The following is a 15887-nucleotide window of genomic DNA, read 5'->3' as shown; positions in this document are numbered from 1 at the left end:
TTATTTCAACGCCTTCCCCTTGAGGCGGGGAGTTACATGACAACGGCCAGTCGATAAACTTTGTTGTAAATATGGCACATCCCGTTACGGAACCCTATCCGTCCACAATACGGAACGCATTCTCTATTGCGAAACGGATAACGCTTCCGTTACTTGAATATGACTTTGATACTCATGTTTATTAGGGGTGTGTTATGGGGTTTCGTTCTAGCGGCCGTTTGATGGGCGGGGTCAGCGTTTTGACGCTGGCCGCCCTGTTTGTGACGCCGATTTTCGCCCAGGAGCAACAGGTCGAGGCCTCGGGAACGACCGTTCTCAAGCCGATTGTGGTGACCGGCGAAAAAGTCGCGCGCGACATGAAGAACACGGCGTCTTCCGTCTCGGTCAAATCCAGCGATGAACTGAAAAAGGAAAAGACCGGCGATCCAACCGTCTCAGACGCGATCAAGGACATTCCAAACGTTGTTTATACCGACAATGTCAGCGCCCCGATCATTCGCGGTCTCGACACGCAGGGACCGAACACCGGAGCAACGGCGTTCTTCGCCGGCACCGTGCCGCGCGCCACGATCAATGTCGATGGTCACTATCTCGGTTATAACGAGTTCATCTATGGCGCGACGTCCATCTGGGATGTCGAAAGCATCGAGGTCTTCCGTGGGCCGCAGACCACATCGCAGGGCGCTAACGCCATTGCCGGCGCCATTCTCGTCAATACCAAGGACCCGACGTTTACGCCGGAAGCAAGCTATCAGGCCGAAATCGGGAATTATCACCAGAAGCGGGCGTCCTTTGCGGTCTCAGGCCCGTTGATCGAAGACGAGCTGGCGGCGCGTCTGGCAATCGATTATTCGGGTCGCGATACCTTTATCGATTACATCAATTCCGGTTTTGCCCACGCAGGCACCAACCAGGATTTCAAGGAATTCAACGCGCGTTTCAAGCTTCTGTGGGAACCGCCGGAAATTCCGGGCCTGACGACCAAGCTGACTTATTCCTATAACGCCGCCAACCGGCCGAGTCAGGAAGCGGCGTCGCGTCCTTTCGAGGATCTCAACCACGTCACCACCACCATGCCGAGCTGGAGCCAGAATACCCACACCGGTATTCTCGACATCAATTACGACTTTGAAAACGGCGTAAAACTCTTCAACCAGACGCAATTTTCCGCCTCAGACGCGCGCCGCAGGGTGGGTGTGGTCAATAATGGCGACGCCAATATCGATCAGAAGAATGTGTCCCACGAGACCCGTGTGACCTTCGGTGACCAGGAAGACGTTCTGAGTGGCGTCGCGGGCATCTATTACGCCCATACGCAGGCCGATGAAATTCTCTATCTTCTGAACCCGGCAAACAGAAGAACCCTTTCGACATTTGACGATACCAAGGACAATCTCGGCATTTTCAGCGAGTTGAGCTACCGTCTGACCGACCAGTGGACGCTTACCGGCGGCCTGCGTTACCAGACCGATCGTATTCAGCGCGCGGGCCGCTCCGTCTATTCCAACGTCGCGGTTGATTTTGACGAGACCTTTTCCGAATTGCTTCCCAAGGCCTCGCTTGCCTATGCGATCAACGATGACTGGACCGTTGGCGGCATGATCAGCCGTGGTTACAATCCCGGCGGCATATCGCTGAACATCTCGTCGGGCCAATGGTTGCCCTTCGAGAAGGAAACCATCTGGAACTACGAACTCTACACCCGCGCGAAGTTGCTGGATGACAGGCTGACGCTCAACAGCAACCTGTTCTACATGGATTACAAGAACGCCCAGTACAATATTCCGGTCGTTATCTCGTCAGGCATTACTCAATCCTACACCATCAATGCGCAGAAAGCGCATGCCTATGGTCTGGAAGTCGGCGCCGACTATCAGGTTCTCGACAATGTGACGCTGAAGGCAAGTGCCGGCGTGCTGAAGACCGAAATCGACCAGATTTCCAGCAATGCCAGCTATGCAGGCAATGAATTCGCGAAATCGCCTGGTTACATGTTCAGCATCGGGGCAAGCTGGGATGTGACCGACAAGTTCACCGTCTCGGGTCAGGTGCGTCATATCGATGGTTATTATTCCGATACGGCCAACACGGCTGCCTATGCGATCGACCCCTACACCATCGCCGATGTGCGTGCGAGCTACAAGTTCCAGGAGGAGATGGAGGTCTACGCTTACGTGAAGAACGTCTTCGACGAGCGTGCGCCGACCTATATGCAGCAGAACCGCGGCATTGGCGGCATCGAGGCCAGCATGACCGAACCGCGCATGTTCGGCATTGGTGTCAGAGGCACGTTCTAAGCGATTGCCTGAACCGGAAAAGTAAAAAGGCCTTCGAAGTGATTTTCGAAGGCCTTTTTTTCATGAAGGAAATGATGCGGAGAAGGTCTCAGAAAAACGCCTGAATGCCCGTCTGCGCCCGGCCGAGGATCAGCGCGTGAACGTCGTGCGTGCCCTCGTAGGTGTTGACCGTTTCGAGGTTCTGGGCGTGGCGCATCACGTGGTACTCGATCTGGATGCCGTTGCCGCCGTGCATGTCGCGGGCCTGGCGGGCGATATCCAGCGCCTTGCCGCAATTGTTGCGCTTGATGATGGAGATCATTTCCGGCGCCATTTTGTGCTCGTCCATCAGGCGGCCGACGCGCAGCGATGCCTGGAGGCCGAGAGCGATCTCGGTCTGCATGTCGGCGAGCTTTTTCTGGTAAAGCTGCATGCCGGCCAGCGGCTTGCCGAACTGCTTGCGGTCGAGACCATATTGCAGGGCGCGGAACCAGCAATCTTCCGCAGCGCCCATCACTCCCCAGGAAATGCCGTAGCGGGCGCGGTTGAGGCAGCCGAACGGGCCTTTCAGGCCGGAAACATTCGGAAGCAGCGCATCTTCGCCCACTTCCACGCCATCCATGACGATCTCGCCTGTTATGGAGGCGCGCAGCGAAAGCTTGCCGCCGATCTTCGGTGCAGACAGACCCTTCATGCCTTTTTCCAGCACGAAGCCGCGAATCTGGTTGTCGTGGGCTTCGGATTTCGCCCAGACGACGAAGACATCGGCGATGGGCGCATTGGAAATCCACATTTTCGAACCACGCAGGCGATATCCGCCGGCGATCTTTTCGGCGCGGGTCTTCATTCCGCCCGGATCGGAGCCGGCATCCGGTTCGGTCAGGCCGAAACAGCCGATCAGCTCGCCGGAGACGAGGCCGGGCAGGTATTTCTTCTTCTGTTCGTCCGAGCCATAAGCGAAGATCGGATGGATGACGAGTGAGGACTGCACGCTCATCATCGAGCGATAACCGCTGTCGATCCGCTCCACCTCGCGGGCCACGAGACCATAGGCCACGTAGCTGGCATTTGCGGCGCCATATTCTTCCGGCAGGGTGACGCCCAGAAGGCCGGTGCGGCCCATCAGGCGGAACAGTTCCGGTTCGGTGGTCTCAGAAAGATAGGCCTCGGACACACGCGGCATAAGTTCCGATTTGCCGAAGGCTGCGGCGGCGTCGCGGATCATCCGCTCGTCGTCGGTCAGTTGGTCTTCCAGCAGAAAAGGGTCCTGCCAATTGAATGCTGCGCGTTCGCTCACGTTATGCCTCCGGATTTGCTGGCCGGATTATTCGTGTTAGCCCCTGATGGCACAAGCCATGTTTACTCATTTTTGCATTACATATAGTAATGGCTCATGACGTCTCTCAGCCGCAAACTCCTGCCCTCCACCAGTGCGCTTGCCGCCTTTGATTCCGTTGCCCGGCTTGGCAGCTTTTCAGCCGCTGCGGATGAACTTGCCTTGACGCAAGGGGCGATCAGCCGTCAGGTTATGTCACTGGAAGAACAGCTTGGCGTGCGCCTGTTCGAGCGCGGCGCGCGTGGTGTGTCACTGACGACCGAGGGTGGTGCTTACGCGAAATCGATTGCCGCAGCCCTTGGCGAGATACGTGCCGCCTCGTTGCAGATCATGACCAAAACGCATGGCAACACGCTCAATCTAGCGATGCTGCCGACATTCGGCACCCGCTGGCTTCTGCCGCGCATTCCTGATTTCGTCTCCAGTCATCCGGAAATCACCATCAATTTCGCCACCCGCATCGGCCAGTTCGACTTCGAGCGTGAGCAACTGGATATGGCGATCCACATCGGGCAGGCGGATTGGCCGGGGGCGGAAAGCACCTTTCTGATGCATGAGATGGTTGCGCCGGTATGCAGCCCCGAATTCCTGAAGGCGCATCCGGTCGAAAAGGGTGAGGACATTGCCGGCCTGCCTCTGCTGCACATGGCCTCGCGGCCGGGTGCCTGGAGCCACTGGTTCGAGAGCCTCGGCCATTCGCTTGCCTTGCCGCAGGGCATGCGGTTCGAGCAGTTTTCCAGCGTGGCACAGGCCTGTATCGCCGGACTTGGCGTGGCTTTGATGCCGCTTTTCCTGATCGATAACGAACTGAAATCGCGGCAACTGGTGAAAGCCTACGATCATCAGGCCAAAAGCCCGAGTTCCTATTATGCGGTCGCGCCGCTATCCCGAGCCAACCACGTTCCAGTCGTGCTGTTTCGCGACTGGCTGGTACGGCAGGTCGAGGCCTATCGTGCGGCTGGCAATCTGCCACTGGAAAAATAAGCGCACTTTTTTCGGGCACTTAGGTTTCGTGCCTCGATTTTTGCCCGGTTTTGTCTCTGGCCGGACTCGACACGACGGTTTTGGTCGATTATCGTGATTAAACGTTTAATCAGCCCTTTCGGACCATCATGGCGTCTTCACGGCCTGCCACCAATCTGAGCGCGATAGCAGCGGCACTCGGCGTGTCGGTTGCAACCGTGTCCAATGCGCTGTCGGGCAAGGGCCGTGTTTCGCCGGAACTGGTGGAGCGCATCCGCAAGACCGCAAGCGAACTTGGTTATGTGCCGAGTTCCGCGGGCAGGGCGCTGCGCACCGGCAGGTCAGGAGTTCTCGGGCTGGTGCTGCCGGATATCGCCAATCCACTCTTCCCACAGATCGCGCAGGCCATCGAAAAGGCAGCCGTCAATGCCGGTTATGGTGTTTTGATCGCCGACTCCCGCGGCGAGATCGCCATGCAGACGGACGCCATCAACCGGCTGATCGAGCGTGGAGTGGATGGCATGGTCGTCGTTCCCCGCCGCGGCACGCGTATCGCGGATGTCGATTGCCCGGTGGCGGTGATCGACAGCCCCTCGACGCCCGGAAACACCGTAGCCGCTGACCACTGGGATGGCGGCCGGCAGATCGGCGAATATCTGGCAGCCCTCGGACACGACAAGGTGGTGCTGATCGGCAAGAACCGCGACTCAAATGTGCAGAACGACCGCCTCGGCGGCATTCGCGATGGTCTGGGCAAGGCCTGCGTCACAGAGACGCTGTGGGTAGACGCCATTGAAAAGGTGGATGGTGCGGGTTGCCGTCTCGGCCTTACCGAAAAGGTGAGGGATGGTTTCACTGCCTTTGCTGCCGTATCCGACCTGCATGCGTTGCGCGCGCTCACTGAATTGCAGCGCGAGGGCATCGAGGTGCCGGAAGAGGCGAGTGTCACCGGCTTCGACGATCTGATTTTCTCCGCCGTGGTGACGCCGCCGCTGACGACGATGCGCATGGATATGCGCCGCATCGCCGATCTGGCCGTGGATGCGCTGTTGCGCGCGATCGATGGCGAGGCGGGCATCGAAAACGGCATAGCTGCCGAGGTCACGGCAGAAATCTCGAAAGTACCGATGGCGCTGATCATGCGCGGCTCCACCGGCGAAAAAAAGCATGATGCGATTGAAGCCAAAAACACGACAGCAGGAGAACTCACACCATGAAAAAAATCATTCTTGCATCGGGCACCGCCCTGATGCTGACGATGGGTGCCGCGCAGGCGCAGGACAAGACGCTGACGATCTCGGTCTACGCCTTCGCGCAGGACGAATTCAAGGAACTGGTCTATACACCGTTCGAAAAGCAATGCGGCTGCAAGCTGGTCGTCGAGACCGGCAACAGCGTTGAGCGCCTCGCCAAGATGGAGGCCAACAAGGCCAATCCGGTGGTCGATCTCGCCATTGTTTCCATGGCGGATGCGCTTTCCGCCACCCGCAAGGACCTGATCCAGAAGATCGATGCCGCCAAGGTGCCGAATATCGGCAAGCTCTATGACATCGCCAAGGATCCGAATGGCGACGGCATGAGCGTCGGCGTCAATTTCTACGCCACGTCAATCGTTTACCGCACAGACAAGATGAAGATCGATAGCTGGGCCGATCTTTTGAAGGACGGCATCGTCGACCACGTCGCTTTCCCGAATGTCACTACCAATCAGGGCCCGCCGGCGCTTTACATGCTGGGCAAGGCCATCGGCAAGGATACGCCTGATCTCTCCGGCGCTATCGAAGCCGTGGGCGAAAAGAAGGACGATATCGTCACGTTCTACGTGAAATCGTCGCAGCTGGTGCAGCTCATGCAGCAGGAAGAAATCTGGGCCGCCCCCATCGGCCGCTTCTCCTGGGCGCCCTTTACCAAGCTCGATCTGCCGCTTGCCTGGGCAACGCCCAAGGAAGGCCAGACCGGCGGCATGAACGTGCTCGTGGTGCCGAAGGGCACGAAGAACGAAGATCTGGCACTGCAGTTCATGGATTTCTGGCTCTCGACCGACGTTCAGAAGGCGCTGGCCGAAAAGCTCGTGGACAGCCCCACCAACAAGGAAGTCAAGGTGTCCGACGAGGTGGCGAACAATATCACCTATGGCGACGAAACCGCAAAAAGCCTGCAGCTCATTCCTTCCGCCGTGACGCTCGACAACCGTGACAAGTGGCTGTCGGAGTGGAACGCCAAGGTCGGCCAGTAAGTCCTTATCAAGGTTTGGAATGGGGCATTTAAAACGTCCGAAAGGGCGGCTCCATTCCCGGAAAAGCGGTTTGGTCGTCCCCTGACCGCTTTTCCACCTCTCAATTCCGCAAGCTGGCCATGACCGCTTGCAGTAACAATCGGCCGCAGGCCGTTCAGGGAATAAAGCGATGTTTCAGAACCGGGCCGAAGCGCTGGCGCTTGCATTGCCCGCCGCTATTTTCGCGGCGGCGGTCTTTCTTGTGCCGGTCTTCATGCTTCTGTCGGAGGGCTTTCACACCACTGACGGCTGGACATTGTCCGCTTACGCCGATTTCTTCTCCGATCCGCTGAACAGGGCGGTTTTCCTGCGCACCCTGAAGCTTGGCGCGCTCGTCACCATTGTATCTGCGGTGGTGGGTTATGCGGCGGCTTTCGCCATCGTCAATCTGTCGCAGGGCGCGAAAGGACATGTCGTCAATCTGGTCGTCTTGCCGCTGATGATCTCGCCGGTTGCCCGAACCTATGCCTGGATCGTCATTCTCGGCAGAACCGGCATCGTCAACCAGGCGCTTCAGGCGGTAGGACTGAGCGATGCGCCGATCCGTATACTGTTTTCCGAAACGGCTGTTTTCATCGGCCTTCTGCAATTGTTCCTGCCATTGATGATCATTTCCCTCATCAGTGCGCTGGAGAATATGCCCAAGGATACGATCGCAGCCGCCCGCGTTCTTGGCGCAAACTGGCTGCAGGTGTTCTGGAAGGTCATCCTGCCGCTCACCAAGGAGGGGCTTGTTGTCGGCGGCACGCTGGTCTTCACCGGTTCGCTCACGGCCTATATCACGCCGGCCATTCTCGGCGGCTCCAAGGTGCTGATGCTGGAAACCCTGCTCTATCAGCAGGTGACGGTCTCCAACAATTTCGTCGCCGCCAGCGTCATCGCCTTCATCCTGATCGTCATGAGCTTTGCCGCCAATATCCTGCTGAAGCGCATCGCCACCGCAAGGAACAAGAAATGACCCGGCAGCTCTTCATTCCGCTCACGCTCCTGCTCGTTGTCGGCTTCCTGATCGGGCCGTTCCTCATCATCGTTGCGGCCTCGTTTTCGGCCGGCGACACGCTCGCCTTTCCGCCGCAGGGCTTTTCACTGAAATGGATCGCGAAGGTCTTCACCGTCGAAAGTTTCCGCGAAAGCTTCGCGATGTCGATGTTCCTTGCCATCGGCGGCACATTCACGGCGCTCGTCCTCGGTATTCCCGCTTCCTACGCCATGTCGCGCTACAAGCTGCCCTTTGCGGAAACCGTGCGCACGATCGTTTCGGCGCCGATCATCGTGCCGGGTATCATCGTCGGTCTGGCGCTGTTGCGCTATTTCGTCGTGCCCTTCGGCATCGGCATCACGCTTGCCCTGTTTCTCGCGCACACGGCGCTCATCCTGCCCTATGCGGTACGGGTGGTTTCGGCCAGCCTCAACAATCTGCGTTCGGATATCGAGGAGGCGGCGGTGCTGCTCGGCTCGTCGCGGTTTGGCGCATTTTTCCGTGTGGTGCTGCCCAATATTCGCGGTGGTATCCTGTCGGCCTTCATCCTCGGTTTCGTGACGAGTTTCAATCAGGTGCCCGTGTCGCTGTTCCTGTCGGGTCCGGGCGTGCGCACGTTGCCCATCGACATGCTGGGCTACATGGAAATCGTCTTCGATCCGTCTGTCGCTGCACTCTCATCGCTGCTCGCCTTCCTTTCCATCGGCATCGTCTTCCTGGCCGAACGTTTTCTGGGGTTCTCCCGTTATGTCTGACGCAAATTACCTTTCGCTTCAAAAAGTCTCGCTCGCCTACGGCAACAGCATCGCCGTCAAGGATCTCGACCTCGATATCCGCAAGGGTGAACTTCTCGCGCTGCTCGGTCCTTCCGGCTGTGGCAAGACCACCACGATGCGCGCCATTGCCGGGCTGATGCCGGTGGCGGGCGGGCGCATCGATCTCGACGGCGCCGATATCACCCGCGTCGCCGCCAACAAGCGCGCTGTCGGGCTGGTGTTTCAGTCCTATGCGCTGTTTCCGCACCTGACGGTTTACGAAAACGTGGCCTTCGGCCTCAAACTCAAGGGCATGAACGGCAAGGCGCTTGATGACAAGGTCGCCTCCGGCCTGAAGTCCGTGGGATTATCGAACTTCGCATCGCGCAAGCCGGCCGAGCTTTCCGGCGGCCAGCAGCAGCGCGTGGCGCTGGCGCGCTCCATGGTCATGGAGCCGAAGGTGCTGCTGCTCGATGAACCGCTCTCCAACCTTGATGCGCGCCTCAGGCTTGAAATGCGCACCGAATTGCAGCGCGTGCAGAAGGAAACCGGTGTGACGATGATCTTCGTCACCCATGACCAGATCGAGGCGCTCGCACTGGCCGACCGTATTGTCGTCATGAAGGGCGGCAAGATTGAGCAGATCGGTACGCCGGAAGAGATCTATAATGCGCCGGTTTCCGCCTTCGTGGCGGATTTCGTCGGCTTTGAAAATATCTTCGCGCTGGAAGGCGGCGCGTTGAAAACCGAAAACGGCACAACACCGCTTACCGGACCAGTCCCTTCAGCATCTGGACTGGCCTGGCGGCCGCGCATGGTCACCCTTGGTTCAGGTCCTTTCCAGGGAACCGTGCGCGGCACATCCTTTGCCGGAAATACCCGTGAGTACCTGCTGGATACGCTGCTTGGTCCCATCAAGGCGGAGACCGACGCTGCGCTGACCGCCCATACGATCGGTGATACGCTCGCCTTCGACCTTCCGGTCGAAAAGGCGGCAAGCCTCAAGGTGTTTGGCTGATCATGGGTGTGTGGATCGATACTGATATGGGCTTTGACGATATCGCCGCCATCATGGTGGTGCAATCGGCAGGCCTTGCCATAGACGGCATTTCGCTGGTCTTCGGCAATGCGACGCTGGATGTTGTCTGCAGCAACGCCGCAGGCGCGGTCGCCGCCTTCGGCTGGTCCATGCCGCTCCATCAGGGCCGTGCCAAACCCGTCCTTGGCGCGCTCGAAACCGCACAATGCATTCTGGGTGACAGCGGCATTCCGACCGTCGGCCGTAGCCTGCCGGATGCCCCCGCTTTGCCGCAAAGCGACGCTTTCACTGCGCTGTGCGGCTGGCTTGAGGGGGCAGGCGAAAAGCGTATCCTCGCGCTCGGCCCGCTTACCAATATCGCCGCCCTTTGCCTTGCCCGGCCCGATCTTGCCGCGAAAATTTCCGATCTGACCTGGATGGGTGGCGGCGTGACGAGCGGCAACCACACCGCATCTGCCGAATTCAACGCCTTTGCCGATCCGGAAGCGCTGGCCATCGTGCTTTCCCATGACCTGCCGCTGCGCATGGTCGATCTGGACGCCTGCCGCAAGGTCACCGCCTCGCCAGCCGATGTGCTGCCGATCCGAAATGCTGGCGGCAAAAACGCCGGCCTGATTGCCGACCTGTTGGAAGGTTTCATCGGCATCGCCACGAGACGCGGCAGACCGGCCATGGCGCTTTACGATCCCGTTGCCGCTGTCGGCTTCACCTCCGAGCTGCTTGGCTGGCGCCATACGCGGATCGATGTCGAGCTTCACGCGGCGCTAACGCGCGGGCGAACGGTGGTTGAGCCGCGTGCCGACAAGGTTGCCGCCTTCAACGCGCATTTCGCCGACACCGTGAATGCCGAAGCGGCAAAGGCTGCGGTTCTCGAGGCGTTGCGCCGCGAGGCTGCCCGATGAGTGCACAATCCCCGATACGCGAGCCGGTCGATCTTAACGACGATGCGCTGCGCGCCCGCGCGGTTGCCGCTGCGCGCGGCGATGCGGCTTTCGATGTTCTCATTACCGGCGGAACGCTGGTGGATGTGGTGACGGGGGAGATTCGCGCCGCTGATATCGGCATTGTCGGTCCGCTAATCGCCAGCGTTCACGAACCGGCAAGCCGCAGCGATGCTGCGCAGCTCGTCGACGCGTCGGGCGCCTTTGTCTCGCCCGGCCTGATCGACACGCATATGCACATCGAAAGCTCGATGATAACGCCCGCTGCCTATGCGGCAGCAGTGGTTGCCCGCGGCGTCACGACTATCGTCTGGGACCCGCATGAATTCGGCAATGTCCATGGTGTCGAAGGGGTGCGCTGGGCGGCGAAATCCATCGAAAACCTGCCGCTGCGCGCCATTCTGCTTGCACCCTCCTCAGTGCCATCAGCACCGGGGCTGGAGCGCGGCGGCGCTGATTTCGATGCCGGAATTCTCGCTGATATCCTGTCATGGCCGCAGATTGGCGGGGTTGCGGAAATCATGAACATGCGCGGCGTCATCGAACGCGATCCGCGCATGAGCGGCATCGTACAGGCCGGTCTTGTCTCGGAAAAGCTGATCTGTGGCCATGCGCGCGGCCTGAAGGACGCCGATCTCAACGCCTTCATGGTGGCAGGCGTTTCTTCCGATCACGAGCTGGTCTCGGCTGAAGACTTGATGGCGAAGCTTCGGGCGGGGTTGACCATCGAGCTGCGCGGCTCGCACGATCATCTGCTGCCGGAATTTGTGGAGGCGCTGAATGCGCTCGGCCACCTGCCGCAGACGCTGACGCTCTGCACTGACGATGTTTTCCCGGACGATCTGTTGCGGGGCGGCGGGCTGGATGATGTGGTGCGCCGCCTTGTCCGTTATGGCCTGAAGCCGGAATGGGCGCTGCGCGCCGCAACACTGAATGCTGCGCAAAGGCTTGGCCGTGCCGATCTTGGCCTCATCGCCGCCGGTCGCCGTGCCGATATCGTCGTTTTCGAGGATTTGAGTGGTTTTTCACCCCGTCATGTCTTGGCCGGTGGCAGGGCGGTTGCGGAAGCCGGGCATATGCTCGTCGACATTCCAGCCTGCGATGCGGCGGCGCTCGAAGGCTCGATGAAGCTGCCGCTGCGCGCAGCCGATGATTTCCGGGTTGCCTGCGAGGGCGCAAGGGTGCGCCTTGCCACCATCGACCGCCCACGCTTCACGCAATGGGGCGAGGTGGAAGCCGAGGTGAAGGATGGTTTCGTCGTTCCCCCCGAAGGCGCCACGATGATTTCCGTCACCCACCGCCACGGCAAAGCCGAGCCAGTTACCAGGACCGGCTTCCTTACCGGCTGGGGACGCTGGAACGGCGCCTTCGCCACCACCGTCTCGCATGACAGCCACAACCTCACTGTCTTCGGCGGTAATCCCGAAGACATGGCGCTGGCCGCCAATGCGGTGATTGCGACAGGCGGCGGCATGGCTGTCGCCTCTGAGGGTAAGGTGACCGCGCTTTTACCCCTGCCGCTCTCAGGCCTCGTTTCCGATGCGCCGCTTGAAGACGTGGCACAGGCTTTAGAGGAATTACGCACCGCTGTCGGCAAGGTGGTGGAGTGGCAGCCGCCCTATCTCGTCTTCAAGGCCTGCTTCGGCGCCACGCTCGCCTGCAATATCGGCCCGCACCAGACGGATATGGGCATTGCCGATGTGTTGACGGGACGGGTGATGGAAAGCCCGGTGATTGCGGTGGTGGGGTAAACCAGGGTCGAGCGTTGCCAAAAAGCCGGCATATTGCTAAATCCAACCCCTGTTTACCTGTCGCTCTATATGGATGTTGAACATGGGTGCCTCGAAGTCATCAGATAAGTAAGCCGCAACGACGATATTTCGTTGTTGCGGCGTTCTGTCGAACGATCCCTGTTTCTTCGGGCAGACGCCGCCAAATGTCCTCATTTGAGCGGATCAATTCTAATGTCTATTCCAACTCCCGTTTGGGGGAGATCGCTGTTGGCAGCAATGCTGCTCATGGCTCCCTTTGATATTCTCGCCTCGCTGGCCATGGATATTTACCTGCCGGTCGTCCCCATCATGCCGGAAGCCCTCGGCACGACACCGGTGGTGGTTCAACTCACGCTCACCGTTTACATGGTGATGCTCGGCCTTGGGCAAATCGTGTTTGGCCCCATCTCCGACCGCATCGGCCGCCGGCCCGTCTTGATCGGCGGTGCCCTGCTGTTCGTCGTGGCCTCGTTCTGCCTCGCAGCTGTGACAACGGCGAGCGCCTTTATCGTTTTCCGGTTCCTTCAGTCGGCTGGAGCGGCGGCGGCATTGGTCGCCACTTTCGCCACCGTTCGCGACGTCTATGCGGATCGTCCAGAAGCAACGACGATATACGGAACGTTCAGCTCCATTCTCGCATTCGTCCCGGCACTCGGTCCGATTGTCGGGGCGGTCATCGCCAATGAATTCGGCTGGCGTGCCATCTTCGTCACCCTGGGCGCGGCAGCTTTCATTGCGACGGTTGCCGCAGGGATGAACTGGAGCGAAACCCGACCGGCGACGGCAACGATGTCACGCCCATCGCCTTTGCGCATGTTGGGCAGTGGTCGCTTCTGGACCTATACGCTTGGGTTCAGCACTGCCATGGGAACGTTTTTCGTATTCTTCTCCACCGCTCCGCTCGTCATGATCGGCAGGGCAGGTCTCTCCGAGGTGGAGTTCAGCCTGGCTTTTGCAACCGTCGCAATCGCAATGATCGTTACCACCCGTTTTGCGAAGTTTTTCGTTGCCAGATGGGGTGTGCAGGGCAGTCTCGTGAGGGGCATGGCCCTGTTGTTGGTGGGGGCGTTTCTGTTCACTGCAGGTGAAGTCGGGGCGGTTCCGTCATTTTTGACGTTTATCGTACCGATGTGGGTCATGGCGGTCGGAATCGTTTTTACGGTTTCAGTCACCGCCAATGGCGCGCTGGAGGAGTTCGGGCACATGGCTGGAACAGCCGTCGCCTTCTATTTCTGCATTCAAAGTCTGTTTGTGGGAATAGCGGGCACCTTGGCTGTCGTCATTCTGCCGGGTGATGCGGCATGGCCGGTGATCGCCTATTCATCGATCATGGCCTGCCTTGTCCTGACGGCGCTATATTTGTTGAACCGCCGGAATATCTGAGCGAGAAAGCCGGGCAGCGCGTCTGCCGCTGCCCGGCTTTTCAGATTTGGGAATGCAAAAAGTGGCTTTCGGCCTTATTCCGCCGCCAGTTCCTGCTCCACCAGTGTTGCCCAGAAAGCGACGCCGGGAACGATTGCCGCGTCGTTGAAGTCGTAGGAGGTGTTGTGGTGCAGCGCGCCATCCACCGCCGGGCCGTTGCCGAGCCAGACGTAGCAGCCGGGGGCTTCGCCCGCGAAAAAGGCGAAGTCGTCGCCGGCGGTCGAGGGCGGGAAGGCGGTGCGGGATTTGTTGCCGAAGACGGTCTTGGCGGCTCGCAGCGCCCGTTTCGTCGCATCGGCATCGTTGATGACGGGCGGAATGCGGCGGATGAATTCATAGCTTGCCTCGATGCCGAACATCGCCGCCGTACCCTTGGCGAGCCTGCCGATTTCCGTTTCAAGCTGGCTGCGCACCTCAGGCGCGTAGGCGCGTGCGGTGCCGCCGATTTCGACGATATCGGGAATGACGTTGAGCGCCTTGGGGTCACCCGCCTGCACCGAGCAGGCGCTGACGACGGCAGGTTGCAGCGGATCGACGACGCGGCCGACGATGCTTTGCAGCGAAGCGAGGAAGGTGCCCGCCGCCGTTACCGGATCGCGGCCGAGATGCGGCTTGGCGCCGTGGGTGCCAATGCCCCTGAAGGTGACGCGCCAGCTATCGGAAGAGGCAAGCTGCGGTCCTTCCACCACGGCCATTTCGTCAATGCCAAGCCCCGGCATGTTGTGCAGGCCATAAACTGCATCGCAGGGAAACAGGTCGAAAAGCCCGTCCTCAACCATTTTCTTGGCGCCGCCACGGCCTTCCTCGGCCGGCTGGAAGATGAAATGGACGGTGCCGGAAAAATCGCGGGTACTGGCGAGATAACGCGCAGCGCCCAGCAGCATGGCGGTGTGGCCGTCATGGCCGCAGGCATGCATCTTGCCGGGGAACTTCGATTTATAGGGCCGGTCGGGAATTTCCGGCATGGCCAGCGCATCCATGTCGGCGCGAAGACCGATGCTGCGGGTGCCGTTGCCCACCTGCAGCGTGCCGACCACGCCGGTGCCGCCCAAGCCGCGATGCACCTTCACTCCCGCCCTTTCGAGAAGATCGGCGACGATGGCGCTGGTTCTCTCCTCTTCAAAGCCCAGTTCCGGATGGGCGTGGAGGTCGTGGCGAAGCTCCGTCAGGAATGGCAGGTCCTCGCCGATGCGGTCCAGCAGTCTCATGGGTAGCTTGTCCTTGAATATGGGGAAAACCCACGCCATAGGTGGGCTTGTCCGAATGCCTGTTGCTTTGTTTCCTTCTAGCTGAAAAACCCAATGAAATGAACCCGCCGCATGCCTGCGGTTGTCGAAATGCCTGATATGCCGAACGGGGATGGCGCGGATGAAAATCACTTCCGCTTTTGCCGTCCCGCTTCTGAAAGGAAAACCGATGCCGCAATCCGCATCGCCCGCCGCATCATCCCCCGCCGCGCCGCATGAGTTCTGGCAGGATGTTCTTCCGCCCCGTTCATTCGATACGACAGGCCCGCATTCGGCTTTCTTTCCGGCGGAGCTGGATGACGGGCGGCAGATCTGCCTGCCGATCCGGCCCTTGGCGGATGGCGAACATGCGCTCGCCTCGCTCATCGTCAATCAGGCCTCTTTTGACGTGCTGGAAGTGCTGGCCGCCGACCTGGCGGAAAAGCTTCGCCCCCTCAAGCCAGATGTCGTGATCGGCCTGCCGACTCTGGGGCTCACGCTTGCCGCAGCCGTTGCCCGTCACCTCGGCCATTCACGATATGTGCCGCTCGGCACTTCGCGCAAATTCTGGTATCTGGAGGAATTGTCGGTGCCGATGTCCTCCATCACCACCAAGCAGGAAAAACGGCTTTACATCGATCCGCGCATGTTGCCACTCATCGAGGGCAGGCGGGTGGCGCTGGTGGACGATGTCATCTCCAGCGGCAGTTCCATCATTTCAGGTCTTTCGCTTCTCGCCTCATCCGGCATCAAGCCGGTGGCAATCGGCGCTGCCATGCTGCAATCGGATCGCTGGGTGCAAAAAATCGCTGCTTTCGGGCCGGAATGGCCGGAGCGGGTGAGGGGTGTTTTCGCGACGCCGCTGCTGAAAAAAGCCGTAGGCGGCTGGCAGGCTTGACGTTG

Annotated in this window: 13 protein-coding genes; 11 read left to right on the top strand and 2 right to left on the bottom strand. The window is 59.8% G+C overall.

Features of this window, described 5'->3' with window-relative positions; translation table 11 throughout:
• Window positions 1–194 precede the first annotated feature (194 nt).
• Window positions 195–2297 (top strand): TonB-dependent receptor, encoded by a 2103-nt coding sequence (locus tag QE432_RS02095; RefSeq protein ID WP_065705816.1) that lies wholly within the window; start codon window positions 195–197, stop codon window positions 2295–2297.
• A gap of 88 nt (window positions 2298–2385) precedes the next feature.
• Here QE432_RS02095 and QE432_RS02090 read toward each other — a convergent pair whose 3' ends face one another.
• Window positions 2386–3573, bottom strand: a complete 1188-nt coding sequence (locus tag QE432_RS02090) for an acyl-CoA dehydrogenase (protein ID WP_003518112.1) — start codon at window positions 3571–3573, stop codon at window positions 2386–2388.
• A 96-nt stretch (window positions 3574–3669) separates the two neighbouring features.
• Between QE432_RS02090 and QE432_RS02085 the strand changes: the two genes are divergently transcribed.
• The 9 genes from QE432_RS02085 (at window position 3670) to cml (ending at window position 13719) form a co-directional block, all read left to right on the top strand.
• Window positions 3670–4596, top strand: a complete 927-nt coding sequence (locus QE432_RS02085) for a LysR family transcriptional regulator (protein WP_003518111.1) — start codon at window positions 3670–3672, stop codon at window positions 4594–4596.
• A 128-nt stretch (window positions 4597–4724) separates the two neighbouring features.
• Window positions 4725–5792, top strand: a complete 1068-nt coding sequence (locus QE432_RS02080; protein WP_065705819.1) for a LacI family DNA-binding transcriptional regulator — start codon at window positions 4725–4727, stop codon at window positions 5790–5792.
• The gene (locus tag QE432_RS02075) at window positions 5789–6811 is read left to right on the top strand and encodes an ABC transporter substrate-binding protein (protein ID WP_003518109.1); all 1023 of its coding nucleotides are present in this window, start codon (window positions 5789–5791) and stop codon (window positions 6809–6811) included. Before QE432_RS02080 ends, QE432_RS02075 begins: the two co-directional genes overlap by 4 nt.
• 169 nt (window positions 6812–6980) lie before the next feature.
• The gene (locus QE432_RS02070; protein WP_003504739.1) at window positions 6981–7808 is read left to right on the top strand and encodes an ABC transporter permease; all 828 of its coding nucleotides are present in this window, start codon (window positions 6981–6983) and stop codon (window positions 7806–7808) included.
• On the top strand, window positions 7805–8584 hold the full coding sequence (locus QE432_RS02065) for an ABC transporter permease (protein ID WP_003504740.1): 780 nt from the start codon (window positions 7805–7807) through the stop codon (window positions 8582–8584). The genes QE432_RS02070 and QE432_RS02065 overlap by 4 nt, the downstream gene beginning before the upstream one ends.
• Entirely contained in the window at window positions 8577–9602 is a 1026-nt protein-coding gene (locus QE432_RS02060; RefSeq protein WP_003504741.1) for an ABC transporter ATP-binding protein, read from the top strand. The genes QE432_RS02065 and QE432_RS02060 overlap by 8 nt, the downstream gene beginning before the upstream one ends.
• A gap of 2 nt (window positions 9603–9604) precedes the next feature.
• Window positions 9605–10525 (top strand): nucleoside hydrolase, encoded by a 921-nt coding sequence (locus QE432_RS02055; protein ID WP_003518107.1) that lies wholly within the window; start codon window positions 9605–9607, stop codon window positions 10523–10525.
• Entirely contained in the window at window positions 10522–12315 is a 1794-nt protein-coding gene (locus QE432_RS02050; RefSeq protein WP_065705821.1) for an adenine deaminase, read from the top strand. Before QE432_RS02055 ends, QE432_RS02050 begins: the two co-directional genes overlap by 4 nt.
• 213 nt (window positions 12316–12528) lie before the next feature.
• On the top strand, window positions 12529–13719 hold the full coding sequence (gene cml, locus QE432_RS02045) for a CmlA/FloR family chloramphenicol efflux MFS transporter (RefSeq protein WP_025595074.1): 1191 nt from the start codon (window positions 12529–12531) through the stop codon (window positions 13717–13719).
• A gap of 74 nt (window positions 13720–13793) precedes the next feature.
• On the opposite strand, the gene QE432_RS02040 is transcribed toward cml, so the two are convergent.
• Entirely contained in the window at window positions 13794–14966 is a 1173-nt protein-coding gene (locus QE432_RS02040) for a M20 aminoacylase family protein (protein ID WP_065705843.1), read from the bottom strand.
• 208 nt (window positions 14967–15174) lie between these two features.
• Here QE432_RS02040 and QE432_RS02035 point away from each other — a divergent pair, with 208 nt between their 5' ends.
• Window positions 15175–15882, top strand: coding sequence for a phosphoribosyltransferase (locus QE432_RS02035; protein WP_035252713.1), 708 nt, complete (start codon window positions 15175–15177; stop codon window positions 15880–15882).
• Window positions 15883–15887: the final 5 nt, after the last annotated feature.

This window comes from Agrobacterium sp. SORGH_AS_0745 (genome assembly GCF_030818995.1).
GTDB lineage: Bacteria > Pseudomonadota > Alphaproteobacteria > Rhizobiales > Rhizobiaceae > Agrobacterium > Agrobacterium tumefaciens.
Note: the sequence above shows the minus strand (reverse complement) of the source record. Positions and strands in the feature narration are given on the sequence as shown.

Coding starts and splice junctions, on each gene's coding strand:
- QE432_RS02095 (WP_065705816.1), top strand. CDS start 195: ATGGGGTTTCGTTCTAGCGGCCGTTTGATGGGCGGGGTCAGCGTTTTG.
- QE432_RS02085 (WP_003518111.1), top strand. CDS start 3,670: ATGACGTCTCTCAGCCGCAAACTCCTGCCCTCCACCAGTGCGCTTGCC.
- QE432_RS02080 (WP_065705819.1), top strand. CDS start 4,725: ATGGCGTCTTCACGGCCTGCCACCAATCTGAGCGCGATAGCAGCGGCA.
- QE432_RS02075 (WP_003518109.1), top strand. CDS start 5,789: ATGAAAAAAATCATTCTTGCATCGGGCACCGCCCTGATGCTGACGATG.
- QE432_RS02070 (WP_003504739.1), top strand. CDS start 6,981: ATGTTTCAGAACCGGGCCGAAGCGCTGGCGCTTGCATTGCCCGCCGCT.
- QE432_RS02065 (WP_003504740.1), top strand. CDS start 7,805: ATGACCCGGCAGCTCTTCATTCCGCTCACGCTCCTGCTCGTTGTCGGC.
- QE432_RS02060 (WP_003504741.1), top strand. CDS start 8,577: ATGTCTGACGCAAATTACCTTTCGCTTCAAAAAGTCTCGCTCGCCTAC.
- QE432_RS02055 (WP_003518107.1), top strand. CDS start 9,605: ATGGGTGTGTGGATCGATACTGATATGGGCTTTGACGATATCGCCGCC.
- QE432_RS02050 (WP_065705821.1), top strand. CDS start 10,522: ATGAGTGCACAATCCCCGATACGCGAGCCGGTCGATCTTAACGACGAT.
- cml (WP_025595074.1), top strand. CDS start 12,529: ATGTCTATTCCAACTCCCGTTTGGGGGAGATCGCTGTTGGCAGCAATG.
- QE432_RS02040 (WP_065705843.1), bottom strand. CDS start 14,966: ATGAGACTGCTGGACCGCATCGGCGAGGACCTGCCATTCCTGACGGAG.
- QE432_RS02035 (WP_035252713.1), top strand. CDS start 15,175: ATGCCGCAATCCGCATCGCCCGCCGCATCATCCCCCGCCGCGCCGCAT.